Raw genomic sequence first — 26325 nt, forward strand, 5'->3', positions numbered from 1 at the left:
GGTCAGTTCGCCGCCTCCCAGACCGGGTCCGGTGTGCCGCAGGGCGAGCGCCGTTCGGCAGAGGATGAGCGTGGAGGACGGTGGGGCCCCGGCGCACGGCGTCGGGCAGGTTCTCGACCTCCGCAAGCCCCAACTCCTCGCCCTGGCTGCCGCGTCACGGTGACGGTGGCGCGCAGCCGCTCGGCGTCCTAGGGGCGGTGATTCCGTCCTCCCGAGCCCCCACCGACTGCAGTGATTTGCAGACACTCACAGGATTTTTGCTGATTCTTATTCAGGATATTGTGGCCATCTATACGGGGCCGCACTCACCCCCTTCGCTGCCGGCGCCGCCAACGGCAGCGGAGCCTCCACCCCGGGCATGACCGAGTACGAGGCCGAGGGAGCCCAGGGCGGCCGTGGCGCTGGCTACGTCAAGCTCACCTTCACCGCCAACACGAGCTGGCCCGCAGGGCAGCTCCCCGAGCTGCTGTGCAGCGCTCCGCGCTGCACAGCTCAGGATGCGATTCGTCCCGGACGTTCATTTATCCACGGGGTTTCTCGCAAGATCAGGCTGAACCGACCGCACGAGACGGCCCCCGGGCATTCCCGGGGCCGTCCGCCGACTGCGCGGCTCAGCGTTGCGTCGGGGCGACCCCCGTCGACCGGCGTACCACAAGCTCCGGCTCGAAGAGCAGCTCGTCGTGAGCCACCCGGGCGCCGGCGATCGCGCCCGTGAGCAGTTCGACCGCGGCCCGGCCCATCGCCTCGATGGGCTGACGGATGGTGGTCAGCGGTGGGTCGGTGCACGTCATGAGCGCGGAGTCGTCGTAACCCACCACCGAGACATCGGCGGGAACATCGAGCCGCAGCCGCCGTGCGGCCCGCACCGAGCCCAGGGCCAGCGGGTCGCTGGCGCAGACCAGCCCGGTGGCGCCGTCCCGGATCAGCCGGCTCGCCACCGCCTGCCCGCCTTCGATGGTGAAAAGCGCATGTCCGACACGGTCCCGTTCCGCCAGGTCGATCCCCTCGCGCTCGGCGAACGCCCGGGCCGCCGCCAGCTTGCGCTGCGATGGGACGTGATCCGGCGGGCCCAGGACCAGTCCGATCCGGCGGTGCCCGAGCTGCATCAGGTGGCCCATGGCCTGCTCCACGGCCACCGCGTCGTCACAGGAGACCTGCGGGAAGTCCAGCTCGTCGACGGCGGCGTTGAGCAGCACCGTGGGCAGCCCGCGCTCGGAGAGCTGTCCGTAGTGGTCGTGCGGGGAGTCGGACTGGGCGTACAGCCCCCCGAAGAAGACCACCCCGGAGACATGGTGCTGGAGCAGCAGCGTCACATAGTCCGCCTCCGAGACGCCGCCCGCGGTCTGGGTGCACAGCACGGGCGTGAAGCCCTGCTGGGTCAACGACCCGCCGACCACCTCGGCGAACGCCGGGAAGATCGGGTTCTGCAGCTCCGGGAGGACGAGGCCGACCAATCGCATGCGCTCGCCGCGCAGTTGGGTCGGCCGCTCATAACCGAGTACGTCCAGAGCCGTGAGAACAGCAGCCCTGGTCGCATCGGAGACCCCCGGTTTGCCGTTGAGCACCCGGGAAACGGTCGCCTCGCTCACCCCGACCTTCTGCGCCACCTCAGCAAGCCGTCGACTCATGAGCACGACTGTAGCGCAATTGGCGCAAGCCTCTTGCGGCCGTTTGCAGATAGCAAGGCATTCATCCGCCCCCGGCCGCCTTCTCGTTGACGACGAGCCATGCGAGAAGTTCGAATTCACCCCTTTTATGGAAATTGCCGCTGCGGAGTTTTCCGGTTCGTAAAACTGAGGATGATCTTCCGCAAGCATCTTGTCGCCGCGCCATCATCTCACTTAACGTTCACGCTCAGCCTGCCACCCCATCTCGGGGTGGCATCAGAATCGGCCACTTCTCCCCAACTGCTGTCAGGGCAACCCCTTTACACAGTCGCACCACACATGCCCCAGGTAGATCACACTCAGGAGGCAGTACGTTGCGCACCACATCGATAACCGCGTCGGTCCGAAGATCAGCACTCCCGCTGCTGGGCTCCGCAGCGCTTGCCACGACCGGGCTCTTCGCCTTCACCACCCCGGCCGACGCCGCCACCCATGGCGTCTCGTGGGCCCGGGCCTGCGCCGTGGTGACCACCCCCGGCCAGGAGTACTGCAACGCCCTGCACGTCACCAGCGTGACCGAACACGTCCACGCCGAGGGAGTCACCCCGAACGCCACCCCCTCCGGTTACGGACCGAGCGACCTTCTGAGCGCCTACAACATCCCTGCCAACGGCGGCGCGGGCCAGACCGTGGCGATCGTGGACGCCTACAACGACCCGAACGCGGCCTCGGACATGGCCACTTACCGCGCGCAGTACGGCCTGCCCGCCTGCACCACCTCCAACGGCTGCTTCAAGCAGGTCAACCAGACGGGCGGCACCAGCCTCCCGCGCAACAACAGCAGCTGGTCCGGGGAGATCTCGCTCGACCTGGACATGGTCTCCGCCATCGCCCCCAACGCGCACATCATCCTGGTGGAGGCATCCAGCGCGTCGATGACCAACCTGGGCACCGCCGTCAACACCGCCGCCGGCCTCGGCGCCACCGAGATCTCCAACAGCTACGGCGGCTCGGAGTCCTCCTCCGACACCTCCTACGACAGCAGCTACTTCAACCACCCGGGCATCGCCATCACCGTCTCCTCCGGTGACGGCGGCTACGGCGTCGAGTACCCGGCAGCCTCGCCCGATGTCACCGCCGTCGGCGGCACCTCGCTCACCCGGGCCTCCAACAGCCGCGGCTGGAGCGAGAGCGTCTGGAACACCTCCAGCACCGAAGGCACCGGCTCCGGCTGCTCGGCATACGAGCCCAAGCCCGGCTGGCAGACCGACTCCGGCTGCTCCAAGCGCACCGTCGCCGACGTCTCGGCCGTCGCCGACCCGGCCACCGGTGTCGCCGTCTACCAGACGTACGGCGCCTCCGGCTGGACCGTCTACGGCGGCACCAGCGTCGCCTCCCCGCTCGTCGCCGGCGTCTACGCCGACGCGGGCGCCCACTCGGCGAGCATCCCGGCATCGATCGCCTACGCCCACCCCTCGGCACTCAACGACGTCACGACCGGTTCCACCGCCACCTGCTCCCCCGCCTACCTGTGCAGCGCAGAGGTCGGCTACGACGGCCCGACCGGCCTGGGCACCCCCAACGGCCTGACCGCCTTCACCGGCTGACGCCAATCGTCAACGGCACATCGTCACCGGCACACCAGCCGGGCCGTCCCCGCGCGAGGGGGCGGCCCGGCGCTCTGCGTTGTGCGGACGCGGTGTTGTGCGGACGCGAAGTTGTGCGGACGCGAAGTTGTGCGGACGCGAAGTTGTGCGTCAGTCCCGCTGACCCGCGTCCGCGTCGTCGAGCCCTCCGCGGGCGGCCGCGGAGCGCAGGGCGTCGAGCACGGGGCGGATCAAGGGGTGCTCCTCGGCCCCGCGTCGTACCGCGGCGAAGACGCGCCGGGTCGCGCGGACGTCGTCGACCTGGCACACCACCACCCCCGACAGATCCGTGCCCCGCAACGCCGAGCGCGGCACGAGCGCGACCCCGGCACCGGCGGCGGCGAGGGCGACCACGGCACGGAAGTCGTCGGAGGAGTGTTCGAGGCGGGGCTTGAAGCCGGCGTACTCGCAGGCGAGCACCATCACGTCGTGGCACGGGTTGCCGGGGTAGGGGCCGATCCACGCCTCGTCGGCCAGTTCGTCGATCCGCACCCGGGCCGAGGCTGCGCGCCGGTGGCCGACCGGCAGGACCGCGTCGAAGGGCTCCGCGTACAGCGGAACGCGGGCGAGGCGTTGGTCGTCCTCGCGCGGCGCGCCGCGGTACTCCACCGCCACCGCCAGGTCGGCCTGTCCGTCGAGGACCATCGGCAGGCTCTCGTCGCCCTCCGCGTCGCACACCCGCACCCGGATGCCGGGCGAGGTCAGGGCGAGTTGCGCGATGGCGGGGGCGAGGACCTGGGCGATACCGGTGGCGAAGGAGGCGACGGTCAGCTGCCCGGCGGCGCCGGATGCGTAAGCGGCGAGTTCGGCGTCGGCGCGCTCCAGCTGGGCGAGGACGGCGTTGGCGTGGGTGAGCAGGATCTCGCCCGCAGCAGTGAGCCGGACGCCCCGCCCGTTGCGCTCCAGCAGCCGGTGACCGGTCTCGCTCTCCAGAGCGGCCAGCTGCTGGGAGACCGCGGACGGGCTCAGGTACAGCGCGGCCGCCGCGGCGGTCACCGTCCGGTGGTCCGCCACGGCCCGCAGAATCCGCAGCCGCCGCGCATCGATCACCAGGTCATCCTGCCAGGGCCTCCCGGGCTGCGGTGAAGGCGGCCACTGCCTTCTCGACGTCGGCGGTGGAGTGGGCGGCGGAGAGCTGGACGCGGATGCGGGCCTGGCCGTGCGGGACGACGGGGTAGGAGAAGCCGATGACGTAGACGCCCTGCTCCAGCAGCAGCTCGGCGATGCGCCCGGCGACGGCCGCATCGCCGATCATGACGGGGGTGATGGGGTGGTCGCCGGGGAGGATGTCGAAGCCCGCCTCCGTCATGCGGGAGCGGAACAGGGCGGTGTTGTCGGCGAGGCGTTGCCGGAGCTCGGCGCCGAGGCCCGGCTCCCGTCCCTCGATCAGGTCCAGCACCGTGAGGGAGGCGGCTGCGATGACCGGGGCGAGGGAGTTGGAGAACAGGTACGGACGGGAACGCTGACGCAGCAGTGCGACGATCTCGGCGCGCGCGGCGACGTAGCCGCCCGAGGCGCCGCCGAGTGCCTTTCCCAGGGTGCCGGTGATGATGTCGACGCGGTCCATCACACCGTGCAGTTCGGGCGTGCCGCGGCCGCCCGGTCCGACGAAGCCGACGGCGTGCGAGTCGTCGACCATGACCATGGCGTCGTAGCGGTCGGCGAGCTCGCAGATCTCCTGCAGCGGCGCGACGTAGCCGTCCATCGAGAAGACGCCGTCGGTGACGATCAGGCGGCGGCGCGCTCCGGCGGTCTCCTTCAGCTGCGTCTCCAGATCGCCCATGTCGCGGTTGGCGTAGCGGTGGCGCCGGGCCTTGGACAGGCGGATGCCGTCGATGATGCTGGCGTGGTTGAGGGCGTCGGAGATGACGGCGTCCCGCTCGTCGAGCAGGGTCTCGAAGACGCCTCCGTTGGCGTCGAAGCAGGAGGAATACAGGATGGTGTCCTCGGTGCCGAGGAAGCGGGAGAGCCTGTCTTCGAGCTCCTTGTGGACCTCCTGGGTGCCGCAGATGAACCGGACGGAGGCCATGCCGTAACCCCATCGGTCGAGGGCGGCCTTTGCGGCGGTGACGACCTCGGGGTGGTCGGCGAGTCCGAGGTAGTTGTTGGCGCAGAAGTTGAGCACCTCGCCGGGGCGGCCGCCCGCAGTGACGGCGACGGCTGCGCTCTGCGGGGTGCCGATCACGCGCTCGGGCTTGTGCAGTCCGGCGGCGCTGATCTCGTCCAGGGTGGCGCGCAGGTCGTCGCGCACGGAGTCGAACATGACCGTGGGTCTCCTAGGGGCGGGGTCCGGGAGTGGGAGAGCAGGAGTGGGAGCGGGAGACAGGGAGGGGATGCTCAGGCGGTCCAATCGAGGATGACCTTGCCGCAGCGTCCGCCGGCGGCATTGTCGAAGGCCTCGTCGAACTCCTGGTACGGGTAGCGGCCCGTGATCACCGGGCTGAGGTCGAGGCCGCCTTCCAGCAGCACCGACATCGCGTACCAGGTCTCGAACATCTCGCGCCCGTAGATCCCCTTGATCGTGATCATGGAGGTCACGATCCGGGCGAAGTCGACCGGGAACTCCTGGGACGGCAGCCCGAGCATCGCGATCCGGCCGCCGTGGGTCATGTTGGCGACCATGTCGCGCATCGCCTCGGGGCGCCCGGACATCTCCAGACCGATGTCGAAGCCCTCGCGCAGGCCGAGCAAGCGCTGCCCCTGCTCGATCGAGGTCTCGGCCACATTGAGGGCGAGGCTGACCCCGACCGAGCGGGCGAGCTGGAGCCGGTAGTCGCTGACGTCGGTGATGACGACGTTGCGGGCGCCGGCGTGCCGGGCCACCGCGGCGGCCATGATCCCAATGGGTCCTGCGCCGGTGATCAGGACGTCCTCGCCGACGAGCGGGAAGGACAGCGCCGTGTGCACGGCATTCCCGAACGGATCGAAGATCGCCGCTATGTCCAGGTCGACCGGGACCCGGTGCACCCAGACGTTGGAGGCCGGCAACGCGACGTATTCGGCGAACGCACCGTCCCTGCCGACCCCGAGGCCGACCGTGCTGCGGCACAGGTGGCGTCGGCCGGCCAGGCAGTTGCGGCACTTGCCGCACACCAGGTGGCCCTCACCGCTCACCAGGTCACCGGTCTTGACGTCCGCCACATCCGGGCCGGTGTCGACGACTTCGCCGACGAACTCGTGCCCGAGGACCAGCGGAGCGCGCACCGCCTGCTGTGCCCATCCGTCGTACGCACGGATGTGCAGATCCGTGCCGCAGATGCCGGTGCGCAGCACCTTGATGAGCACCTCGCCGGGCCCGATGGACGGCTCGGGTACGTCCATCAGCCACAGTCCGGGCTCTGCCTTCTCCTTGACAAGTGCCTTCACGGCTACGCAATCTGCCCGGCCGGGAGCGTTCAGTCCATCGCGGATTTCTTAAGCGCGGCAACAGCTGAGCTTCACGATGCCTCCCGCAAGCGTGATCCTGCACCTGGGTTAACGTGCTCGCGTGATACCTGTACGAGCCGCACGCCCCGAGGACGCCGCCGAGCTGGTCCGGCTGCGCCGAGTGATGTTCCAGGCCATGACCGGCCGTGACGAACCCGGCGACTGGGAGGAGGCGGCCCGTGAAATGGTGCGCGCCCTTCTGTCCGGCAAGGGCACAGCGGAGCTGGGCGCGTTCGTCGTGGACGCGGACGCGGGCGGGGACGGGGCGGACGGCGCCGGAGGGCTCGCGGCCTGTGCCGTCGGGACCATCGAGCAGCGCCTGCCCGCGCCCGCACACCCTTCCGGCCGGTTCGGCTTCGTCTTCAACGTCTGTACCGATCCCGGCCACCGCGGCCGCGGCTATGCCAGGGCGACGACCGAGGCGCTGCTCGACTGGTTCGCCGAGCGCGGCGTGACCCGTGTCGACCTGCACGCCACACCCGAAGCCGAGCGCATCTACCGCGACTTCGGCTTCGCCGAGCATTCCATCGCGCTCTCGCTGGACGTCTCGGAGCGCGCCGGCTAGACGACGGTCCCGAGTCCGTCCAGCACGACGGCGCCGGGCAGTGCGGCGAGCGCCTTGCCGGGGACGAGCAGTTTGCCGCGCCGGCGTCCGCTTCCGATGACGACGTACGGGGTGTCGGTGACGGCGGCGTCGATCAGCAGCGGCCAGCCCGCGGGCAGGCCGATCGGTGAGATGCCGCCGTACTCCATGCCGCTCTCGCCGACGGCGGTGTCCATCGAGGCGAAGGACGCTTTGCGCACTCCGAGATGGCGGCGCACCATGCCGTTGACGTCCGCACGTGTGTGGGCGAGCACGACGCACCCCGCGAGGGTGACCTCCTGGCCGCGTTTGCCTGCGATCACCACGCAGTTGGCGGACTGCTCGGGCGGCACGCCGTAGACCTCGCCGAAGACGGCGGTGTCGGCGTTGGCCGGGTCGGTGTCGACGTAGAGCAACTGCTCGACGGGGACAGGGCCTTGCCAGGCTCGCAGGGCGGCGGCCACTGGCGCGGCGAGCAGGTCGGTGTGCTCGGCGGCGGGCAGGGCTTCGTCGAAGCGCCCGATGGGTGCACTCGTCATGGTCCGCACGATAACCCGCTCCGACCTGGGCCCGGGAGCGTCCTCAGCGCGGAGGGGGAACGGAGATGGCGAGCGTCATCTCGGCCGCGACGGCACCGGCGTTGTGGTAGCCGTGCGGTACCCCGGCCTCGAAGCTCGCCGTCGTACCGGCCGGGATGAGGTACTCCGTGCCCTCCACGACGAGTGTCAGCTCCCCCGCGTCCACCCGGATCAGCTCCGCGGTGCCGGGCGGATGGGGATCGGAGTCGTGGCCTTCGCCGGGCATCAGCCGCCATGACCACAGTTCGAGCGGGCCAGGCGCCTCGGTGCCCGCCTGGAGCGTGCCGTGGCTGCCGGCGGGCGTGCTCCACAGCCGTACCGCCTGGTCAGGGCCGATGAGCCGCACCGGCGGCTTGTCCGCGTAGTCCAGCAGTCCGGCGATGCTTACCCCGAGGGCGTCGCCGATCCGCACGACGGTGCCGATGCTCGGATTGGTGCGGGCCTGCTCGATCTGGATGATCATCCCGCGGCTGACTCCGGACCGCGCGGCAAGGGCGTCGAGGGAGTAACCGCGCTCCTGCCGCAGGTGTTTGAGGTTGCGGGCGAGCGACTGCGCGACGATGTCGAGATCTGGCACGCTTCCGTCCCAAGGTCTGGCGTCCAATATTCTGGATGACTCTGTGCACCAAGATGCACTATCGTGTGATGTACCACGATGTCCATCACACTGCACTCTACTGCGGGGTACCCGATGACAGCAGCCTTCGCCCTGGCCACCAGCCTCCTGTGGGGCCTCGCCGACTTCGGCGGCGGACTGCTGACCCGACGATTCCCGGCGCTGACGGTCGTCGTCCTCTCGCAGGCGGCGGCAGCAGTGGTGCTCGGCGTGATCGTCGTCGCCACGGGCGGCTGGAGCGAGGCCGGTCCGCGATTGTGGTTCGCGGTGGCCGCGGGAGTGGCGGGACCCGGCGCGATGCTCTGCTTTTACCGGGCGTTGTCACTTGGCCCGATGGGTGTCGTTTCTCCGCTCGCCACCGTCGGTGTGGCCGTGCCGGTCGGGGTCGGGCTCGTCCTCGGCGAACGGCCGGTGCCGCTGCAGTGCGTGGGGATCCTCGTGGCCGTCATCGGCATCGCGCTCGCGGGCGGGCCACAGCTGCGGGGGGCGCCCGTGCAGCGAAAGACGATCACGCTCACCCTCGCCTCGGCCGCCGGTTTCGGCGCGGTGATGGCGCTGATCTCACAGGCCTCCGCGAACGTCACCGGCCTCTTCCTCGCGCTGTTCGTGCAGCGGTTGGTGAGTGTCACCTTCGGCGGCGCGGCGCTCGCGGTCTCGGCGCGGCGCGGCGCGCGGACCTTGCCGCCGGACGGGCTCGGCGCGGTGTGGCGCACCCTGCCCGCGCTCGCCTGCGTGGGTCTCACCGATGTCGCCGCCAACGGCACCTACGCGATGGCCGCCCGCAGCGGTCCCGTCGCCGTGGCCGCCGTCCTCGCCTCGCTCTACCCCGTCGTCACCGCGCTCGCCGCGCGCGGCATCCTCAAGGAACGGCTGCGCCTGGTACAGGCGGCGGGCGCAGCGCTCGCGCTCGCCGGATCCGTGCTGCTGGCGACCGGCTGACCCGGCCGCTTCACCTCCTTTTCATCCCCTTTCCGCACCTTTTGCACGCTTGTTCACCGGGTCTAATGTGAAGAGTGGGACTCGGAGTCCAGGAGGTCGTCATGACGAGGAAAGTCGTCGACTGCCGCGACTACCCCAGCGAGTCGCACTGCTCGCTCGCCATTTCGGGGGACGAGGAGGAGGTCGTACGGGCCGCCACCGAGCACGCGATCTCGGTGCACCACCACCCCGACAGCCCGGAACTGCGCATACAGATCCGGGCAAGTCTCAAGGACGAGGTCGTGCCGACGATTCCGAAGTCGGGGCCGCCGCCTCCCGAGGGCGAGATATTCGATCTGTGAGCGCACCCCTCGGGCACAGCCGGGCGGCTACGTCGCAGTCGCCGGCGGCAGCGGATCGGGCAGCCCGAGCCCGCGCAGCTGTTCGGCGGTGACGCCCGCGGGTATCGGCGGGGGCGCCGGGCTGCGCATCGGCGGCTGCCAGCCCTCCTCAGGATCCCATTTGCGCACGATCCGGGCGGGCGCGCCCGCCACCACCGCGTGATCCGGCACGTCGCCGCGTACGACCGCGCCCGCCGCGACGACCACGTTGCGTCCGAGCCTGGCGCCCGGCAGGATCACAGCTCCCGTGCCGAGCCAGCTCCCGCTGCCGATCTCCACCGGAGCGCTGCGCGGCCACTGCTTGCCGATCGGCTGAGTCGGGTCGTCGTACGAGTGGTTGTCGCTGGTGACGTAGGTGTACGGCCCGCAGTAGACGTCGTCGCCGAAGACGACGGGCTGCGAGGCTATGACGTGGCTTCCGCGCCCCAGCACCACACCGTCGCCGATGCGTACGACGGGGTCGGGGCCGAGGTCGAGATCCGGCATCATCCCGGCGGTCAGGGTGACCTGCTCGGCGATGATGCAGCACTCGCCGATCTCGATCCATCGCTCGCCGAAGATCGTGCCCTGCGGGAACGCGAGGCGGGTGCCGGCCCCGATCCTCCGGAAGCAGTACGGCCCCGGCGACTCGGCGCTGACGGCCCCGGCCTCACGCACCCAGCGCCAACCGGAGTGCACCAGCCGCGACGCGGCACGCCGGCGCCAGGCCGTCAGGGACGGGAACACGTTGCTGTTCTTCGGCACTCGCACACCGTATCGACCTGTGGCAGGGCTCAGCAGCTCAGGCGGGTGTGACGCGCATCGCCGGTGGGGTTGTACGGTGCAAGCTCCGTACGGAGACGAGGGCGAGGCGGGTGCGCGGATGACTGAACGGCGTGAGCGGGCGTTGGTCTGTCAGGTGGTGGGGCACGCTCCTGCGGTGGAGCCTGAGGCGTTCGTCGCCCCGACGGCGGTGGTCCTCGGCGACGTGCACATCGCGGGTGGGGCGAGCGTCTGGTACCACGCGGTGCTGCGCGGCGACTGCGACCGCATCACCATCGGCGCCTCGTCCAACATCCAGGACAACTGCACCGTGCATGCCGACCCCGGCTTCCCCGCCGTCGTCGGCGAGCGGGTCTCCGTCGGGCACAACGCGGTGCTGCACGGGTGCACCGTCGGGAACGACGTGCTGGTCGGGATGGGCGCCACCGTGCTCAACGGCGCGCACATCGGCGCCGGTTCACTCGTCGCCGCGGCCGCCCTGGTGCCGCAGGGGCTGCAGGTGCCCCCCGGATCGCTGGTCGCGGGCGTGCCCGCCAAGGTCAAGCGGCAACTGACCGACGAGGAACGCGAGATGGTGCGCCTCAACGCCGAGCACTACGTCCAGCTGGCCCGCACGCACCGCGCCGTCTACGACGGCAGCTGAGCCCGCTCCTCCTCCACCGCCGCACGGGCGGCCAGGTTCTGCGGCTCCTCCCCCGACGACGGACGGGAGCCGGCCCGGCACCGTACGACGACGAACGAGGCGATGCCGAGCAGCACGGCGGCGATCAGCGCCAGGTAGGAGAACTTCCGCAGCCAGGCTTCGGCGACGAGGCCGATGTAGTACACGCCGGCCGTGGTCCCTCCCGCCCATGCGATGCCGCCGAGAACATTGGCGGTCAGGAATTTCCAGTAGCGCATCCTCAGCGCTCCGGCGAGCGGCCCAGCGAAAATCCGCAGCAGCGCCACGAACCGGCCGAAGAACACCGCCCACATGCCCCACCGCTGAAAGGAGCGCTCGGCCTTCGCGAGGTGCTCCGGACCGAAATGGCGGGGGAATCTTCGGCCGATCCGCTCGAAGAGCGGCTTGCCGCCCTTGCGGCCGATCGCATAGCCGATGGAATCGCCGATCACGGCCCCCGCGATGGCGCACACTCCCACCACCACCGGGTCGACATGGCCCTGCGACGCCATGAGCGCCGCGCTGACCAGCACGATCTCGCCGGGCAGCGGCACGCCGAGGCTCTCTGTGCCGATGACGCCCGCGACGAGCAGGTAGATGGTGAGGGGCGGGATGGTCTGAAGCCATTCATTAATGTGCAAGGCCGATTCCTCTCCCCGGATGCCGCAGGCCACCCGATCACCAAAAGCCTAAGCGAACCGCGCAGGGCGGGCGCAATTCTGCGCGTGTCGCACCCGTGCGGTGAGTACGGCTGGTGAGTGGTGAGCGGTGTCAGGCGACGCCGTCCCAGTCCCGCCGGATTCCGAAAGTACGCTCCAGTCCCTCCCGCCCGGCATCGGTCAGACGGACGATCCGCCGCGCCTCGCCCCGCTGTATCCAGCCCAGGGCGAACAGCCTGCCGGTGATGGCGGCCCCGAGCGCACCGGAGAGGTGGTGCCGCTGCTCGCTCCAGTCCACGCAGTAACGGATCGCAGGCCGCCGGCGCGGCAACGCGTCCGGGTCCACACCGAATGCGGTGAGCACCTCGCGCCCACGGTCGGTGAGTTGGTACGAGGCGTCGCGGCCGGGGGCGGACGGCCGGTCGCGGCCGGCCCCGTCAGAGCGGTAGCGGCCGTCGCCGCCGGTGAGGATGCCGTGCGCGAGCAGGGCGTCCATCAGCTCGACCCCGAGCCGCCCGGCGAGATGGTCGTAGCAGGTACGGCAGCGGCGCAGCGCCTCGGCGCGGGTGCCGTCGCGCAGCGAGCGCACTGTCTTGGGCGGTGCGACGCGGGCGAGGGCTTCGAGCACGTCGGAGACGTCCGGGCCGCTGAGACGGTAGTAGCGGTGGCGGCCGTGGGCCTCGACAGTGACGAGGCCTGCGTCGAGAAGCCGCGCGAGGTGTGCACTCGCCGTCGAGGCGCTGATACCGGCCTCGGCGGCGAGCACGCTCGCGGGCAGCTCACGTCCGTCACCGAGAGCGAGCAGGACGAGCACGCGCGACGGGTCTCCGAAAGCGACGGCGGCGCGGGCGACGTCCGCCTCACGGGCGGGTGCTGCCGCTGCTTGCGTGTCCATGCCCTCAGGGTAGGTCGCGGACGTTTCGACGCACGGCGAAGTGTTCCGATGACACGGTGGAGATATGCCTTCCCTGCGTCAACGACCTTCTCTGAACAGGCGTTTCCCTGACATGGATCTCCGACGGCGGCGGTGGCTGCCGCTGGTCGCGGTGTCGTTCGGCTTCTTCATGGTGATCCTCGACGTCACCGTGGTGACGGTGGCCGTGCCGTCGCTCGGCTCCGATCTGCGGGCCGGTGCCTCGGCGCTGCAGTGGGTGGTGGACGGGTACACCCTGGCCTTCGCGGCTCTGATGCTGCTGTGCGGTCGGCTCGGTGACCGGTTCGGGCACCGGCGCACCTTTGTCGCGGGGCTTGTGGTCTTCACGGCGGCCTCTGCGGCGTGCGGTGCCGCGCCCACGGCCGGGCTGCTGATCGCTGCCCGTCTGGTGCAGGGGATCGGAGCCGCCCTCATGGTCCCGGCGTCACTCGCGCTGCTGCGCGCCGCTTACCCGGAGCCGGAGGCGCGCGCCCGCGCCTTCGGGGCGTGGGCGGCGCTCTCCGGTCTGGGGGCGGCTGCCGGGCCGCTCGTCGGCGGTCTCGCCGTGCGGTTCCTGGACTGGCGGGCGGCGTTCGGCATCAACCTGCCCTTCGGCCTGCTGGCGATCGTGCTGACCGTCCGCTCCGTACCCGCCCCTGCTCCCCGTGCGGGCACATCGCTGCGGCTGCCCGCGCAGCTGCTCGGCATCGCCTCGCTCGCGGCGCTGACCGCCGGGCTGAACGAAGCCGGTGCCCTCGGGTGGAGCGATCCGCTGGTCACCGGCTGCCTCGGCGCCGGCATCGCGGCGGGCCTCGGATGCGCCGCGCTGGTGCGGTGGCCGGCGCCCCGCCAGCCACGGCTGCCGTCCCACCGGGCGCGTGGCTTGGCAGGCGGGACGATGGTCGGCCTGCTGCTGAACCTCGGCATCTACGGCCTGATCTACCTCGCCACGCTCTACTTCCAGCGGCTCCGCGGCTACAGCCCGCTCGAGGCGGGCCTGGGGTTGCTGCCGCTGTTCGCGGTGATGACCGCCTCCTCGTTCCTGTCCGGACGCCTCTGCGCGCACACCGGTCCACGGGTGCCGATGGTCGCCGGTCTGCTGGCGGGTTCCGCGGGCCTCGCCGGGTGGGTGCTCGCAGGCCCGCACTCCCCGTACGCCTCTCTCGTCATCCCGATGGCGCTGGCCGGGGGCGGGACGGCCTTCACCATGCCCGCAGCGACGACGGCGGTCATGGAGTCGGCGCCGACCGAACGCGGCGGGACGGCGGCCGCCACCCTCAACACCGCCCGGCAGATCGGCAGCGCGCTCGGTGTCGCGCTCTTCGGCAGCCTGGCGGCGAGCCGCTTCATACCCGGTCTCCACCTGTCCGCGCTGCTCGCCGCGGGAGCGTTTCTCCTCGCCGCGCTCACGGCCGCGCTCACGGCGCCCGGCGCCACGACCACCCGCGCCGGCGACACCGCTACATCCGGTGGCCGCCCAGGTAGAACAGCAGCCAGATGAACCCGGCGAACAGGTGCGTGGCGAAGACATAGATGAAGACGCGCAGGAACACCCCGCGCTCCTTGTACTTCTCGGTGCCGGCACCGTTGCTCGCAGGCGCCTCGCGCTGTACCGGCGCAGGGCCGGCCGGAGCGGCGGCTGCCGTCTGCCCTGCGGTGATGTCCTCGCCCACGCGGCAACCCTAGCCGAGCCGCGAAGGACTCAGACCGCGGGCTGCCGCGGTCCGGGCCCGGCGGCCGCGGGAACGAGGCCGTGGTCGGGAAAGCCCGCGGTCCACCACGCGCGGGCGTCACGGGTGACGGCGAAGGCCTCGGTACCGTCGAGCGATGCGGTCCAGGAGCGCGCGGCATCGCCCATGGCGAAGGCGGCAGTCGCGTACGCGTCGACGTCGGTGAGGTGGCGGCCGACGAGCGTGACCGACAGCAGCGCGCCGGAGGCCGGGGCGCCGGTGCGCGGGTCGAGGATGTGAGCGCCGCGCTCTGCCGTGCCGGAGGTGGCGACGGCGAGGTCGCGTCCGGTGACGACGGTGGTCAGGTCCCCGGGGTGGAGCGGGTGGGCGACACCGATCCGCCAGGGGATGCCGGGGGCCGCTTCGCCGCGCAGTTGCAGGTCCCCGCCACCGTTGACGCACGTGTTGCGGGCGCCCGCTCGGTACAGGATGTCCGAGGCGCGTTCGATCGCCCATCCCTTGACGATGCCGGACGGGTCCAGGCTGCCACCGGGCGTGTGGCTGAACCAGCCGCCGCTGACGCGCCCGGCCCACTCGCACAGTCCCATCACCTCGGCCACCTCGGGGTCGCAGTCGCCGAGCCGGATCTCGCCGCTCCCTAGACGGCTGATCTGGCTTCCGGGGTGATAGGTGGAGAAGACCTCGTCGACGCGGTGCAGCCAGGCGACCGCGTCCCGCAGGGCGTCGGTGACAGCGGGGGTGGGCGTGTCCCGTACGTCGAAGGAGAAGACGGTACCCATCGCGTGCTCGACATGGCGCAGGCCGCCGCTGCCCGCCTCCGTCGCCGCGTCCCGCTCAGGCACGGGCCTTGTCCAGGGCACTCTGCAGGGACTGGATGTAGCCGGCGCTGGTGTACGAGGCGCCGGAGACCGCGTCGATCTGTGCGCTCTGGGCGCCGAGGGCCTCCTGCGTCAGGCGCGGCACGGCGTAGGCGGCGATCTCCTGGCTGCGGGCGGCGCCGGACGGGGTCTGCAGCGCGGTGACACCGGTGAGCTTGCCGTCGGACATGGTGATCTCGACCTGCACGGGCCCGTAGTCGGTCTGCACCGTGGATCCGACGAAGCTTCCGCTGTCCGCGCTGCTCTTCTTCGAGCCCGAGCCCGCCGTCGGCGCGGACGCTGTCGAGGAGGACGTGGGCGCCGGCGTGCCCGCCCCCTGGCTGGGCAGCGTCGCGGACCCGGCGCCGGATCCGGCGAGCGCGGGGCCGGCGCTGTGGTGCGGCTTGAGCGACAGCAGCAGGACCACGCCCGCGACGGTCGATGTGGTGGCGATGACGGCTCGGCGCACGGCCCGGGCCTCCCTTCAGACGTCTGTGACCTGTCTTGGCCTGTCAGAACGCGAACGACTCGTGGTGGATGCGGCGGCGCGGCACTCCGGCGCGCCGCAGCGCATGGATCGCGGCGTCGGTCATCCCCGGTGGCCCGCACAGGTAGACGTCGTGGCCGGCGAGGTCCGGGACGAGACCGCGCAGTGCCCGTGCGGTGAGCGGGGAGGAGTACTCCGCCGGTTCGTCAACGACGTAGTGCACGACGGCGCCGCGGTCGTGGGCTATCGCGTCGAGTTCGCCGCGCAGCACCAGATCCTCCGGGCGCCGCGCCCGGTAGATGAGTGTGACGTCGCCGGGCAGAGTCTCGAAGAGCGTGCGCAACGGGGTGATGCCGACGCCGCCGCCGAGCAGCAGCACCTTGCGGCGGCTGCGGCGGGCAGCGGTGAACGCGCCGTACGGGCCTTCGGCCCACACCCGGGTCCCGGGCCGCAGACCGGCCAGGGCGGCGCTGTGACCGCCGACGGCCTTGACGGTGATGCGCAGGTACTGCGGGTGGGCCGGTGCGGACAGCGAGTACGGGTTGGCGGTCCACCACAGTCCCCGGGTGAGGAAGCGCCAGCGGAAGAACTGCCCTGCCTCGGCGCCGAGTTCGTCCAGATGCCGCCCGGTCACATAAACCGAGACCACGCCGGGCGACTCGGGGCGCACCTCGGCGACGGCCAGCCGGTGGCGCAGCCCCCGGCGCAGCGGGGTGAGAAAGCGGCACCACACCAGCAGCGCGCCGACCCCGATGTACAGGGCGTACCAGGCCAGCTGCGCGGGGCGGTGCCCGACGAAGTCGGCGCCGTTGGACAGCTGGTGGAAGAAGGCGAGGAAGACCGCGAGGTAGGTGGCGAAGTGCAGGTAGTGCCAGGTCTCGTAGCGCAGCCTGCCGCGGGCGGCGCGTGCGGAGATCACGCCGGTGGCGAGCAGGAGCAGGAAACCGATCGTGCCCTTGAGCAGGTCCGGGTAGTGGAAGACCAGCGTGGTCGTCTGGCTGACGACGTCGGTGTGCGCACTGATCGAGTAACCCCAGATGATCAGCAGGGTGTGGGCGAGCGCAAGCGAGACCGTGTAACGCCCGCCCATCGCGTGCCAGCGCGCCAGCCGGTCACTGCCGACGCCGCGTTCGAGCAGCGGGAAGCGCGACATCAGAGCGAGCAGCACGGCGCAGGCGTAACCGGCGAGCAGCCCGGTGATCCGGCCTGCTCCGGTGATCCAGTCGGCGGTGCCGGTCACCGAGGTGGTGTCCATCCACCACAGGCCCAGCACTCCGGCCGCCCCCGCATAGATCAGCAGCTGGGCGAGGGCGGGCACGACGTTCCTCGGCCGCGGGGCGGAGCGCAGCGCACGGGTGTCGGTACGGCTGTCGTACGTGGTGGCCACCGGACTCCTGTCTTCGGCTCTTCTTGGGCTCTCCTCGGCGTGAGGGCCCCACCCTCGCAGCGGAACTTCTGAAACGTCTCTGAAGGCCCCGCCTGTAACACGTTCGGAACTGGTTTCAGAGGGAACGCAGAGGAACCCGAGATTCCCCTCTCAGCCCCGGGCAGGAGATGCTGGATCGCATCATGGACACTCCCGGCCCCGAGACCTCCGCCGCTGCCCCCTCCCTGCTGCGCGCCGACGGCACCCCGCCCCGCGTGCTCGTCGTCGACGACGAGCCCGATCTCACCGAGGTGCTCTCGGGTGTTCTGCGCTACGAGGGATGGCGGGTGCGTACCGCCGCGGACGGCGCCTCCGCCCTCGCCGTGGCCCGTGACTTCTGCCCCGACGCCGTCGTCCTCGACTGGATGCTCCCTGACATGGACGGACTGCGGGTGCTGCGGGAACTGCGCGCAGCACTGGAGGACGTGTGTGTGCTCTTTCTCACAGCGCGCGATGCCGTCGAGGACCGGATCGCCGGGATCACGGCCGGCGGGGATGACTACGTGACCAAGCCGTTCAGCCTGGAGGAGGTGCTGGCGCGGCTGCGCGGGCTGCTGCGGCGCGCCGGGATGGCGCGTGAGCCGAGCGCCGACCGGCTGGTCGTCGGGGATTTGGTGATGGACGAGGAGGCGCACGAGGTCACCCGGGGCGGGGAGGCGATCGAACTGTCGAAGACCGAGTTCGAGCTGCTGCGCTTCCTCATGCGCAACCCGCGCCGGGTGTTGAGCAAGGCGCAGATCCTGGACCGGGTGTGGTCGTACGACTTCGGCGGGCAGGCGCACGTCGTCGAGCTCTACATCAGCTATCTGCGCAAGAAGATCGACGCCGGACGGCCGCCGCTGATCCGCACCGTGCGCGGCGTCGGCTACGTGCTCAAACCGGACGCCCAATGACCGGGCGGGTGATACGAAGGCTGCCGGTGCCGCGGACGCTGCGCGCCCGACTGACGACGGGCCTGGTGCTGCTGCTCGCGGCGGCCTGCCTCGCCATCGGTGTCAGCACCGTGTGGGCGCTCGAAGGGTTCCTGGTGAGCCGGGTCGACCAGCAGCTGGTCGCATCCGGCGGGCGGTTCGCGGCGAGCCTGGAGCACGAGCGGAGGCCCGATGCCGACAACCGGCCCGACACCCGCGGCCAGGCGGACGGCACCTTCGGCGCCCGGCTGCTGAAGGGCACGCCCACCCAGGCCGCGGTGGTGCGAAGCCAGACCGACGCCACCGTGCCGCTCACGGCCGACGACCGGCGGACCCTGGCCGCCCTGCCCGCCAACGGCCGCGGCTACAGCGTCAACCTCTCTGCACTCGGCCACTACAGGGTGGCCGCGGTCCACGGCGACGACGGCGACATCATGATCACCGGTTTGCCGCTGCACCCGGTCGAGGAGACCGTGGAGCAGCTGGAGCTCGTCGAACTCGTGGTCTTCGGCATCGCGGTCGCGGCGACCGGAGCCGCGGGCGCGCTGTGGGTGCATCTGTCGTTGCGCCCGTTGCACCGGGTGACGGCAACCGCTTCCACCGTGGCCGAACTGCCGCTCGCCAGCGGTGAGGTGGCGATGCCGCATCCCGTGCCGGACTCCGATCCGCGGACCGAGGTGGGCCAGGTGGGGGCCGCGCTCAACCGCATGCTCGGCCACGTCGGCAATGCACTGGCCCGACGCCACGCGAGCGAGGAGCGGCTGCGCCACTTCGCCGCCGACGCCAGCCACGAACTGCGCACTCCGGTGGCGTCCATGCGCGGCCACGCCGAACTGGCGCTGCGCCACCGCGGCCCGGTCCCCGGCGAGGTGCGGCACGCGCTGGAGCGGATCGCGTCGGAAGCGAAACGCATGAGCGGGCTCGTCGAGGATCTGCTGCTCCTGGCCCGCCTCGACGCCGGCCGCCCGCTGGCGCGAGAGCCGGTCGATCTGACCCGGCTGATTCTCGACGCCGCCAGTGACGCCCGCGCGGCCGGTCACGACCACCGCTGGACGCTGGACCTTCCGGAGGACCCGGTGACGATCGCCGGTGACGGTCACCGGCTCGCCCAGGTCCTTGCCAATCTCCTCGCCAACGCTCGCTCCCACACCCCCGCCGGTACGGAGGTCACGGTCGAACTGCGGCCGCGCGGTGACGGGGCCGTGGTCACCGTCACCGACGACGGACCCGGGATCCCGCAGACGCTGCAGGACGAGGTGTTCGAGCGGTTTGCGCGCGCCGACCCCAACCGCTCCAGGGCCGCCGGTTCCACCGGGCTCGGGCTCGCCATCGTCCAGGCGGTGGTGAACGCGCACGGCGGCCGGGTGCGGCTCACCAGCCGGCCGGGGAGGACGCGGTTCGAGGTCGTGCTGCCGGGGTCGCCGCCGGGCGGCGGACCGGGCCCGCGCCTGGCCTCCCCCGACGGCGCGGACGACGGCCGCAGCACCCCCCGTTCGACTGACGAATCGTCAGGAGTTCGGGCGTAGCGTCCACACAACGGTCATCTCGCCCGTCGTCGCGCCGTCCTCGCGTTCGATGGTGATGGCGACGGGGAACTCGGGCCGCGTCCCGGCGTCGAGTTCGGCGACCACCTCGGACGCGGGGCGGCCCAGCGTGGCAGTGGCGGTGACCGGGCCCATGGCCACCTTCTTGTAGCCGATCTCGGCGCGCACGGCGAGCGGTACCGCGCGCGAGAGCTGGTCCCCGAAGGCGGCGAGGACGATCGCGCCGCTCGCCGACTCGGCGAGGGTGAACATCGCACCGGCGTGCGGGCCGCCGATGTGGTTGTGGTACTCGGGCCGGTCCGGCAGCCGCACCACGGCGCGCTCCGGGGTCGTTTCCAGGAATTCGAGCTTCAGGGTGCGCGCCATGGGCACAGTGGAGCTCAGCAGCTCGCCGATCGAGGGCACGGTCTCAGACATGCCCACATGTTACCAGCGAGTAGCAACCAATGAGTAGCCATCCGTCGGTACGGGCCGGTGTCTCACAGGACGGGGCGGCCGTGGCACGGCCGACCGCCACGCCGTAATCTCTGCGGACATGTGGCCCGAAGACCAGCGGCCGGGGGAGCAGTCTCAGGGACACCCCGGCCATCAGCAGCCTCAGCCGCCCAACCCGCAGGGCCCGGCCCCAGGTTACGGCTATCCGCAGCAACCGCAGCCGCCACAGCAACCGGGGTTCGGTCCGCCGGCCTACGGACAGCCCGGATACGGACAGCCCGGATACGGCCACCAGCCGGCCTATGGACAGCAGCCGGTGTACGGGCAGTACCCGGGCTTCGGTCCCGCACCCCAGTGGGGCGCACCGGTGCCGCCGCCTGCGCCGCCCGGGCCGGGCAGCCGCAGAGGACCGGTGATCGGTCTGGCCATCGCCGCGGCCGTGGTGCTGCTGGCGGGCGCGGCCGGCGCCGCGGTGCTGCTCGGCGGGCACGACGGCCAGAGGACCGTCGCGAACCCGAACTCGTCCGCGACCGCAACGTCCGCGCCGTCCGCGGAGTCGTCGGGGAGCGACGCCACCGCCCCGAACGACGGTTTCAACGGCGATCCGCACAGCAGTAACGCCGGCACCAAGCCGGTGGTGCCCGGCTGGAAGGCCGTGGCGCGGGGCGACCGCCAGGTCGCCTTCGACATCCCCCAGGACTGGACGGCGCTGAGCTCGGGCACCGACATCGGCTTCGAGGACCCGAACGGCAACCCCGAGGTGGAGATGGGCGGCCCCGCGGAGTACAAGCAGAACTGGTGCCAGGACAACTCCCTCGCCGCCGCGGGCACCAAGGGCGCGGTGGGCGCCAAGTCGGTTCAGGACGCCGCCGAGACGCAGGCGGCCTCATGGGCCTACTACGGATTCACCGACCTCAAGAGCGGGAAGAAGGGCACGCTCAGGGCGACCAAGCCCGTCCCGTTCACCAACGGACACGGAATCAAGGGATACGCGGCATCCGCGACCGAGACCGGTGTGCGGAGGACCAACCCGTGCTCCACCGATGGTGCGGCCTACGCCGTCGCATGGGTCGGCGCCGACAACACCCTTACCGTCTGGGTGCTGTACACGGCCACCGGCGTCCCGGGCCAGGTGCCGGCGTCGACGATCACGGCCATGGAGAACAGCATCCGCCAGATCCAGTAGCCCGCTTGTCCCGGCGCAGCCGGCTCGGGCCGCTCGGGCCGCTCGGGCCGCTCGGGCCGCTCGGGCCGCTCAGCCGATGGAGAAGGCGCCGTCCGGCGGTTCCGGGGACAGCACGGCCTCCTCGTCGCGTACCGGCCGCGCGTCGCCGATGAACCGCCGCACCGCGTCGCCGTATTCGACGCGCGCCGGGAAGACGTCGGCCGCAGTGTGCCGGGCGAGGTACTGCACCGGCACCTCCCGCTCCCCCGCGACCAGCACGATGTTGCCGAAGCGGCGGCCGCGCAGCACGGACGCCTCGGCGATCAGGCAGACGTGCGGGAACACCGCGGCGAGCGTGGCGAGTTGCGGACGCAGGAAGGTGAACGACACGCTGTCGGCGAGATTCGCCACGTAGAGCCCGTCCCGCCGCAGCACTCTGGCGGCCGAGCGCACATACTCCACGGACGTCAGATGGGCGGGCACCCGCCGGCCGCCGAAGACGTCGGCGATCAGCACGTCCACGAACCGCTCGGGCGCGCCGCGCAACCATGCACGGGCATCGGCCGCATGCGTCGTGATGCCGTCCCCGGGGCGGGCAGGCAGGTATTCGGCCACCAGCGCCACGAGGCCGCGGTCGGCCTCCACGACGTCCTGACGCGATCCGGGGCGGGTGGCGGCGACGTAGCGCGGCAGCGTCAGCGCGCCGCCGCCGAGGTGCAGCACGTCGAGCGGCGCGCCGGGTTCGGCTGCGCCGTCGACGACGTGGGCGAGACGCTGCACGTACTCGAATTCCAGGTGCCCGGGGTCGTCGAGGTCGACGTACGACTGCGGCGCGCCGTCGACGGTGAGCAGCCAGGCGTGCGGCCGGTCCACGTCCGGCAGCAGCCTCGCCGTGCCGAAATCGACGTCACGTGCGACGGGTACGCGTTCGTCCATCAGTCCATTCTCGCCGCCCGCCGGCGCTTCGGATCACGCGTTCCACACCGCGGCAACGGCCTGGGCGCAGGCCGCGGCCTGGGCTCGCCCCGCTCGTGCCGCGGCCGCCCGGCGCGCCGGATCGAGTGGATTGCGCCCGAAGGCGCGCCGGGCCGCGGTGTCCGCGACCACCAGCGCCGCCTGCGAACCGTTCTCGGTCAGCTGCGCGACCTGGCGTGCGGCGCTCGGTCCGTACCCCCTGCCCATGGGGGCGAGGACGACGACACGGCGGTGGCCCTCGGCCAGGTCGGCGTTGGCGACGGTGCGCACGCCGCCGTCGATCCACCGGCGGCCGCCGATCGTGACCGGCGGCCATACGCCGGGAACCGCGCAGCTGGCGGCGACCGCGTCGACCAGCTCGGCACCGCTGCCGGAGTCGAAGACGGTGAACTCACCGCTGTGCGCATCGACCGCCGTGGTCCGCAGCGCGCGGTCGGGCCAGTCGGTCACCGGCAGCCGTGAGGCGATCACCTCGCGCCGCTCGGCCTCCGGGACGGTGCGGGCGGCGAGCGCCATACGTCCGAGATTTCTGCCCACCGCCTCGGGATCGCGGGCGGCGAGCATCGCCCACGCCACCCTGGCGACGAGGGCGGGCGGGATGCGGGCGCCGATCTCGCTCTTCGGTTCCGCGAGCTGCCGCTCGTACAGCTCGTCGAGCGACATCCCGGAGCGCAGCTGCGCTCCGACGACCGAACCCGCCGAGGTCCCGATCACCACATCGGCGGCGCGTAGATCGACACCTGCCTCGGCGAGCCCGGCCAGCATGCCGATCTCCCACGCGACGCCCGTGATCCCGCCGCCGCCCAGCACCAACGCGGTCTGCGCCGTCATCTCCGCCCCGCCCCTTCCGTCGACGACTGTCGTATCGGACGACGTCGTGGAACTCAACCCTCGCGGTGGCCCGGCCAGTCCGCGTACCGGATCCGTGAGATCTCCAGCACATCGCCGACCGTGCCCCACTCGTCCTTGCCGAGCCGGGTCAGCGGCCGCAACGCGCGCACGTCGGGGTGCCCGTCGGCGAGCACGGCGTCGTCGACCACGGCGTGCACCACCCGTCCGAAGACGACTGTGGAGTCCCCGAGCCCGAGCGTGTTGTGCACCACGCACTCCAGCGCGACCGGCGAGGCGGCGACGCGCGGCGGCTTCACCCGCGTACTGGGCTCCCGCTCGATGCCCACCGCGTCGAACTCGCTGACGCCGTGCGGGAAGTCCGTGGCGGTCGCGTTGATCTGCTCGAAGAGCCGCTCGGGGGCGAGGTTCACCACGAATTCCCCGGTCTCCTCGACGTTGCGCAGCGAGTCCTTGCGCCCCACCGAGGTGAACTGCACGATCGGCGGGCTGACGCAGGCTACGCCGAAGAACGAATGCGGCGCCAGATTGGCGGAGCCGTCCGCCGAGACCGTGGACACCCAGGCGATCGGGCGAGGCACCACCGTCGCGGTCAGCAGCTTGTAGAAGGAGGTCCGGCCCATGACCGCGGGATCGAAGTCGACACGCATACCCGCCAGTATCCATGCCGCCGGGCGTGCATCCCAACGGCGGATCGTGGCCGCGCCCAGCGTCGCGCAGGGTGCGCCCGCCGGCCCCTCATGGCTGCCATCGCTTTGCCCCTCGCTTTACCCTTCCCTTCGGCGTGGCCGTGCCGCGGGGTACCGGCAGGCCCAGGTGGTGGCGCAGGGTGGGCCGGAGTATTCGGTGCGGAAGACGCCGCCTTCCTGGAGCAGCGGGACGACGTCGTCCACGAAGTCGTCGAGTCCGCCGGGGGTGAGGTGGGGTACCAGGACGAAGCCGTCGGCTGCATCGGCCTGGACGTGTGTGGTGATCTGAGCGGCGACGGAGGCCGGGGTGCCGATGAAGGACTGGCGTCCGGTGAGTTCGATGACGAGTTCGCGGATGGTGAGCTTCTTCTCCGTGGCGGCGGCGCGCCACTGCGTCGCCGTGCCGAACCGGTCGCCGGAGTGGACCCAGCCGTGTGCGAGGTCCCTGTCGGGTACGGGATCGACGTCCGGCAGCGGCCCGTCCGGGTCGTACGAGGACAGGTCACGGCCCCAGACGTTCTCCAGGTGAGCGATCGCGGTCTGCGCGCTGACCTGCTGGCGCCGGATGTGCGCCGCGCGTTCCTGCGCCTCCTGCTCGGTGTCGCCGAGCACGAACGTGGCCGCAGGCATGATCTTCAGCTCGTCCGGTTTGCGGCCGTAGCGGGCGAGTCGGCGTTTGACGTCGGCGGAGAAGGCGCGGCCCGCCTCGAGGGTTCCGTAGCGGCTGAAGACGATGTCGGCGGTGGCGGCGGCGAACTCTCGGCCCTCGTCGGCGTCGCCGGCCTGGATGAGCACCGGGTGGACCTGGGGAGAATGCGGAAGCGTGGCACGGGCGGTGATATCGAACTGGGGTCCGGTGTGGTGCACGGTCCGCGGAGTGCCGCCGGGCGGCCAGGACTCCCACAGCGCCCGGGCGATCTCGAGGAATTCGGCGGCACGGGGTGTAGCGGTCGGCGTGGTCGAGATATCCGCCGCGGCGGAAGTTGGCGCCGGTGAAGGCGTCGGAGGTGGTCACCACGTTCCAGGCGGCGCGCCCGCCGGAGAGGTGGTCGAGGGAGGAGAGGCGGCGGGCGAGTTCGTAAGGTTCGTTGAAGGTGGTGCTGACGGTCGCCGCGAGCCCGAGGGCGCGCTGCCCGGGTGAGAACCGCATGGGCGGCGAGCGGCGGCCGCCGGGGTGCCGAGCCGGAAAATCATATGCGGATCGGCCATTCGGTTGACAGGCTGAGATCATGAACGGTCGGCACGACGACGTCCCCGGGCCCTCCACCACACCCCGGCCGACGGACTGGATCACCACACCGATCACGGCGCACCTCCTGCGCGGTGCGCTCGACCTGGAGCGCACCGAGCACGGCGTGCTGCCGCACCGGCTGCCCGCCCGGGCCCGCTCACAGTGCGCCGACGGGCAGCTGGCCATGGCGGAGGCCCAGCCTTCCGGCGTACGGCTGGTCTTCCGCACCCGGGCCACCGCTGTCGAGCTCGACACGCTCGCCACCAAGACGGTCTATCAGGGTGCCCCGCCTCGTCCCGACGGCGTGTACGACCTGCTTGTCGACGGCCGCTTGGCCGGCCGGGAGAACGCGCCCGGCGGCAACGTCCTGATCGTGGACATCACCACCGGCTCCGCCGAGACCCGGCCCGGCCCGGTCGGCACCGTCCGGTTCGCGGATCTGCCCGACCGTGTGAAGGACATCGAGATCTGGCTGCCGCACAACGAGATCACCCAGCTGGTCGCCCTGCGCACCGATGCCGCCGTCGAGCCCGTACCGGACACGGGCCGCAAGGTGTGGCTGCACCACGGCAGTTCGATCAGCCACGGCTCCGACGCCGAAAGTCCCAGCACGACCTGGCCCGCGCTGGCCGCATCCCGCGGCGGCGTGGAGCTGATCAATCTGGGCCTGGGCGGCAGCGCCCTGCTCGATGCGTTTACCGCCCGCGCCCTGCGGGACACTCCCGCGGAGCTGATCAGCGTGAAGATCGGCATCAATCTGGTCAACGCCGACCTGATGCGTCTGCGTGCTTTCACCCCGGCGGTGCACGGCTTCCTCGACACCATCCGCGAAGGGCACCCCAGCACGCCGCTGCTGGTCGTCTCACCCATCCTCTGCCCCATCCACGAGGACACCCCCGGCCCCAGCGCCCCGGACTTCATCAACCTCAACGCCGGGAAGCTGCAGTTCCGGGCCGCGGGCGACCCCGCGGAGCGCGCGGCCGGGAAGCTGACGCTCAGCGTCATCCGTGAGGAACTTTCCCGCATCGTCAAGCAGCGGGCGGTCGAAGACCCCAACCTGCACTACATGGACGGCCGCGACCTCTACGGCGAGAAGGACTTCGCCGAGCTGCCGCTGCCCGACCAGCTCCACCCGGACGCCGCCACACACCGCCGCATCGGCGAACGCTTCGCCCGGCTGGCCTTCGGGACCGGCGGACCGTTCGCCGCCGAGTGTGCCTGAGGCAACGCCCATCGGGCCGCAACCGTTCACAGGGGCGGCGTCACGCAGGAGCCGCCGCAGCGGTGGCCCACCG

Annotated in this window: 27 protein-coding genes and 1 pseudogene; 10 read left to right on the top strand and 18 right to left on the bottom strand. The window is 71.5% G+C overall.

Annotated features, from left to right (window positions below; all coding sequences use genetic code 11):
* Positions 1-611: 611 nt before the first annotated feature.
* Complete coding sequence (locus NGB36_RS04765; RefSeq protein WP_255918775.1) at positions 612-1628, bottom strand: LacI family DNA-binding transcriptional regulator; 1017 nt, start codon at positions 1626-1628, stop codon at positions 612-614.
* Positions 1629-1981: 353 nt separating this feature from the next.
* On the opposite strand from NGB36_RS04765, the gene NGB36_RS04770 reads away from it, so the two are divergent.
* Positions 1982-3214, top strand: coding sequence for a S53 family peptidase (locus NGB36_RS04770; RefSeq protein WP_255918776.1), 1233 nt, complete (start codon positions 1982-1984; stop codon positions 3212-3214).
* A gap of 150 nt (positions 3215-3364) precedes the next feature.
* Here NGB36_RS04770 and NGB36_RS04775 read toward each other — a convergent pair whose 3' ends face one another.
* The 3 genes from NGB36_RS04775 to tdh form a co-directional block, all read right to left on the bottom strand.
* Entirely contained in the window at positions 3365-4303 is a 939-nt protein-coding gene (locus NGB36_RS04775; RefSeq protein ID WP_255918777.1) for a LysR family transcriptional regulator, read from the bottom strand.
* Positions 4304-4307: 4 nt separating this feature from the next.
* Complete coding sequence (locus NGB36_RS04780; protein WP_255918779.1) at positions 4308-5516, bottom strand: glycine C-acetyltransferase; 1209 nt, start codon at positions 5514-5516, stop codon at positions 4308-4310.
* A gap of 74 nt (positions 5517-5590) precedes the next feature.
* Positions 5591-6619, bottom strand: coding sequence for an L-threonine 3-dehydrogenase (tdh, locus tag NGB36_RS04785; RefSeq protein WP_255918780.1), 1029 nt, complete (start codon positions 6617-6619; stop codon positions 5591-5593).
* A gap of 121 nt (positions 6620-6740) precedes the next feature.
* Here tdh and NGB36_RS04790 point away from each other — a divergent pair, with 121 nt between their 5' ends.
* Positions 6741-7244: a GNAT family N-acetyltransferase gene (locus NGB36_RS04790; RefSeq protein WP_255918781.1), complete on the top strand. Its 504-nt coding sequence runs from the start codon at positions 6741-6743 to the stop codon at positions 7242-7244.
* On the opposite strand, the gene NGB36_RS04795 is transcribed toward NGB36_RS04790, so the two are convergent.
* Both NGB36_RS04795 and NGB36_RS04800 read right to left on the bottom strand, forming a co-directional pair.
* A complete protein-coding gene (locus NGB36_RS04795) occupies positions 7241-7801 on the bottom strand; it encodes a YbaK/EbsC family protein (protein ID WP_255918782.1) in 561 nt (186 codons plus the stop codon). The two genes, NGB36_RS04790 and NGB36_RS04795, sit on opposite strands and share 4 nt — an antisense overlap.
* A gap of 43 nt (positions 7802-7844) precedes the next feature.
* The gene (locus tag NGB36_RS04800; RefSeq protein ID WP_255918783.1) at positions 7845-8417 is read right to left on the bottom strand and encodes an XRE family transcriptional regulator; all 573 of its coding nucleotides are present in this window, start codon (positions 8415-8417) and stop codon (positions 7845-7847) included.
* A 114-nt stretch (positions 8418-8531) separates the two neighbouring features.
* On the opposite strand from NGB36_RS04800, the gene NGB36_RS04805 reads away from it, so the two are divergent.
* Both NGB36_RS04805 and NGB36_RS04810 read left to right on the top strand, forming a co-directional pair.
* The gene (locus tag NGB36_RS04805; protein ID WP_255919017.1) at positions 8532-9395 is read left to right on the top strand and encodes an EamA family transporter; all 864 of its coding nucleotides are present in this window, start codon (positions 8532-8534) and stop codon (positions 9393-9395) included.
* Between the two features lie 101 nt (positions 9396-9496).
* Positions 9497-9736, top strand: coding sequence for a DUF1059 domain-containing protein (locus tag NGB36_RS04810; RefSeq protein WP_372509368.1), 240 nt, complete (start codon positions 9497-9499; stop codon positions 9734-9736).
* A 27-nt stretch (positions 9737-9763) separates the two neighbouring features.
* Here the strand turns inward: NGB36_RS04810 and NGB36_RS04815 are convergent, their stop codons facing one another.
* Positions 9764-10519, bottom strand: coding sequence for an acyltransferase (locus NGB36_RS04815; protein ID WP_255918784.1), 756 nt, complete (start codon positions 10517-10519; stop codon positions 9764-9766).
* Positions 10520-10637: 118 nt separating this feature from the next.
* Here NGB36_RS04815 and NGB36_RS04820 point away from each other — a divergent pair, with 118 nt between their 5' ends.
* Positions 10638-11180, top strand: coding sequence for a gamma carbonic anhydrase family protein (locus NGB36_RS04820; RefSeq protein WP_255918785.1), 543 nt, complete (start codon positions 10638-10640; stop codon positions 11178-11180).
* On the opposite strand, the gene NGB36_RS04825 is transcribed toward NGB36_RS04820, so the two are convergent.
* On the bottom strand, positions 11165-11839 hold the full coding sequence (locus NGB36_RS04825; protein WP_255918786.1) for a DedA family protein: 675 nt from the start codon (positions 11837-11839) through the stop codon (positions 11165-11167). The two genes, NGB36_RS04820 and NGB36_RS04825, sit on opposite strands and share 16 nt — an antisense overlap.
* A gap of 130 nt (positions 11840-11969) precedes the next feature.
* Entirely contained in the window at positions 11970-12752 is a 783-nt protein-coding gene (locus tag NGB36_RS04830; RefSeq protein WP_255918787.1) for an ArsR/SmtB family transcription factor, read from the bottom strand.
* A 112-nt stretch (positions 12753-12864) separates the two neighbouring features.
* Between NGB36_RS04830 and NGB36_RS04835 the strand changes: the two genes are divergently transcribed.
* A complete protein-coding gene (locus NGB36_RS04835; protein ID WP_255918788.1) occupies positions 12865-14271 on the top strand; it encodes an MFS transporter in 1407 nt (468 codons plus the stop codon).
* Here the strand turns inward: NGB36_RS04835 and NGB36_RS33685 are convergent.
* The 4 genes from NGB36_RS33685 to NGB36_RS04855 are packed head-to-tail and all read right to left on the bottom strand — an operon-like array spanning position 14231 to position 17153.
* Positions 14231-14443 (bottom strand): DUF6126 family protein, encoded by a 213-nt coding sequence (locus NGB36_RS33685; RefSeq protein ID WP_372509369.1) that lies wholly within the window; start codon positions 14441-14443, stop codon positions 14231-14233. The genes NGB36_RS04835 and NGB36_RS33685 overlap by 41 nt on opposite strands.
* A gap of 29 nt (positions 14444-14472) precedes the next feature.
* A complete protein-coding gene (locus NGB36_RS04845; protein ID WP_255919019.1) occupies positions 14473-15240 on the bottom strand; it encodes an FAD:protein FMN transferase in 768 nt (255 codons plus the stop codon).
* A 55-nt stretch (positions 15241-15295) separates the two neighbouring features.
* A complete protein-coding gene (locus tag NGB36_RS04850; protein WP_255918789.1) occupies positions 15296-15787 on the bottom strand; it encodes an FMN-binding protein in 492 nt (163 codons plus the stop codon).
* A gap of 43 nt (positions 15788-15830) precedes the next feature.
* Positions 15831-17153, bottom strand: a complete 1323-nt coding sequence (locus NGB36_RS04855) for a ferredoxin reductase family protein (protein ID WP_269469840.1) — start codon at positions 17151-17153, stop codon at positions 15831-15833.
* 206 nt (positions 17154-17359) lie between these two features.
* Here NGB36_RS04855 and NGB36_RS04860 point away from each other — a divergent pair, with 206 nt between their 5' ends.
* Both NGB36_RS04860 and NGB36_RS04865 read left to right on the top strand, forming a co-directional pair.
* Positions 17360-18124, top strand: a complete 765-nt coding sequence (locus tag NGB36_RS04860) for a response regulator transcription factor (protein WP_372509370.1) — start codon at positions 17360-17362, stop codon at positions 18122-18124.
* A complete protein-coding gene (locus tag NGB36_RS04865) occupies positions 18121-19668 on the top strand; it encodes a sensor histidine kinase (RefSeq protein ID WP_255918791.1) in 1548 nt (515 codons plus the stop codon). Before NGB36_RS04860 ends, NGB36_RS04865 begins: the two co-directional genes overlap by 4 nt.
* Here NGB36_RS04865 and NGB36_RS04870 read toward each other — a convergent pair.
* Positions 19651-20103, bottom strand: a complete 453-nt coding sequence (locus NGB36_RS04870; RefSeq protein ID WP_255918792.1) for a DUF4442 domain-containing protein — start codon at positions 20101-20103, stop codon at positions 19651-19653. The two genes, NGB36_RS04865 and NGB36_RS04870, sit on opposite strands and share 18 nt — an antisense overlap.
* 118 nt (positions 20104-20221) lie before the next feature.
* On the opposite strand from NGB36_RS04870, the gene NGB36_RS04875 reads away from it, so the two are divergent.
* Positions 20222-21307, top strand: coding sequence for a DUF8017 domain-containing protein (locus NGB36_RS04875; protein WP_255918793.1), 1086 nt, complete (start codon positions 20222-20224; stop codon positions 21305-21307).
* Positions 21308-21376: 69 nt separating this feature from the next.
* On the opposite strand, the gene NGB36_RS04880 is transcribed toward NGB36_RS04875, so the two are convergent.
* The 4 genes and pseudogenes from NGB36_RS04880 to NGB36_RS04895 form a co-directional block, all read right to left on the bottom strand.
* Entirely contained in the window at positions 21377-22222 is an 846-nt protein-coding gene (locus tag NGB36_RS04880; RefSeq protein WP_255918794.1) for a spermidine synthase, read from the bottom strand.
* Between the two features lie 33 nt (positions 22223-22255).
* Positions 22256-23092 carry a patatin-like phospholipase family protein gene (locus tag NGB36_RS04885; RefSeq protein WP_255918795.1) on the bottom strand — a complete coding sequence of 279 codons (837 nt, stop codon included), beginning with the start codon at positions 23090-23092 and terminating at the stop codon, positions 22256-22258.
* Between the two features lie 53 nt (positions 23093-23145).
* A complete protein-coding gene (locus NGB36_RS04890) occupies positions 23146-23760 on the bottom strand; it encodes a flavin reductase family protein (RefSeq protein ID WP_255918796.1) in 615 nt (204 codons plus the stop codon).
* An 88-nt stretch (positions 23761-23848) separates the two neighbouring features.
* Positions 23849-24922 (bottom strand): annotated as a pseudogene (locus tag NGB36_RS04895) (NtaA/DmoA family FMN-dependent monooxygenase); the annotation flags it as partial.
* Positions 24923-25028: 106 nt separating this feature from the next.
* Between NGB36_RS04895 and NGB36_RS04900 the strand changes: the two are divergent.
* Positions 25029-26252 carry a GDSL-type esterase/lipase family protein gene (locus NGB36_RS04900; RefSeq protein ID WP_255918797.1) on the top strand — a complete coding sequence of 408 codons (1224 nt, stop codon included), beginning with the start codon at positions 25029-25031 and terminating at the stop codon, positions 26250-26252.
* Positions 26253-26325 lie beyond the last annotated feature (73 nt).

Origin of the sequence: Streptomyces humicola (assembly GCF_024436035.1) — a bacterium.
Classification (GTDB): Bacteria; Actinomycetota; Actinomycetes; order Streptomycetales; family Streptomycetaceae; genus Streptantibioticus_B; species Streptantibioticus_B humicola.

What these genes read in the sequence shown, in the direction of transcription:
- NGB36_RS04880 (WP_255918794.1), bottom strand. Translation starts at nt 22,222, where the DNA reads ATGGACGAACGCGTACCCGTCGCACGTGACGTCGATTTCGGCACGGCG.
- NGB36_RS04860 (WP_372509370.1), top strand. Translation starts at nt 17,360, where the DNA reads ATGCTGGATCGCATCATGGACACTCCCGGCCCCGAGACCTCCGCCGCT.
- NGB36_RS04885 (WP_255918795.1), bottom strand. Translation starts at nt 23,092, where the DNA reads ATGACGGCGCAGACCGCGTTGGTGCTGGGCGGCGGCGGGATCACGGGC.
- NGB36_RS04870 (WP_255918792.1), bottom strand. Translation starts at nt 20,103, where the DNA reads ATGTCTGAGACCGTGCCCTCGATCGGCGAGCTGCTGAGCTCCACTGTG.
- NGB36_RS04830 (WP_255918787.1), bottom strand. Translation starts at nt 12,752, where the DNA reads ATGGACACGCAAGCAGCGGCAGCACCCGCCCGTGAGGCGGACGTCGCC.
- NGB36_RS04805 (WP_255919017.1), top strand. Translation starts at nt 8,532, where the DNA reads ATGACAGCAGCCTTCGCCCTGGCCACCAGCCTCCTGTGGGGCCTCGCC.
- NGB36_RS04865 (WP_255918791.1), top strand. Translation starts at nt 18,121, where the DNA reads ATGACCGGGCGGGTGATACGAAGGCTGCCGGTGCCGCGGACGCTGCGC.
- NGB36_RS04780 (WP_255918779.1), bottom strand. Translation starts at nt 5,516, where the DNA reads ATGTTCGACTCCGTGCGCGACGACCTGCGCGCCACCCTGGACGAGATC.
- NGB36_RS04900 (WP_255918797.1), top strand. Translation starts at nt 25,029, where the DNA reads ATGAACGGTCGGCACGACGACGTCCCCGGGCCCTCCACCACACCCCGG.
- NGB36_RS04890 (WP_255918796.1), bottom strand. Translation starts at nt 23,760, where the DNA reads ATGCGTGTCGACTTCGATCCCGCGGTCATGGGCCGGACCTCCTTCTAC.
- NGB36_RS04810 (WP_372509368.1), top strand. Translation starts at nt 9,497, where the DNA reads ATGACGAGGAAAGTCGTCGACTGCCGCGACTACCCCAGCGAGTCGCAC.
- NGB36_RS04835 (WP_255918788.1), top strand. Translation starts at nt 12,865, where the DNA reads ATGGATCTCCGACGGCGGCGGTGGCTGCCGCTGGTCGCGGTGTCGTTC.
- NGB36_RS04820 (WP_255918785.1), top strand. Translation starts at nt 10,638, where the DNA reads ATGACTGAACGGCGTGAGCGGGCGTTGGTCTGTCAGGTGGTGGGGCAC.
- NGB36_RS04765 (WP_255918775.1), bottom strand. Translation starts at nt 1,628, where the DNA reads ATGAGTCGACGGCTTGCTGAGGTGGCGCAGAAGGTCGGGGTGAGCGAG.
- NGB36_RS04795 (WP_255918782.1), bottom strand. Translation starts at nt 7,801, where the DNA reads ATGACGAGTGCACCCATCGGGCGCTTCGACGAAGCCCTGCCCGCCGCC.
- NGB36_RS04845 (WP_255919019.1), bottom strand. Translation starts at nt 15,240, where the DNA reads ATGGGTACCGTCTTCTCCTTCGACGTACGGGACACGCCCACCCCCGCT.
- NGB36_RS04875 (WP_255918793.1), top strand. Translation starts at nt 20,222, where the DNA reads ATGTGGCCCGAAGACCAGCGGCCGGGGGAGCAGTCTCAGGGACACCCC.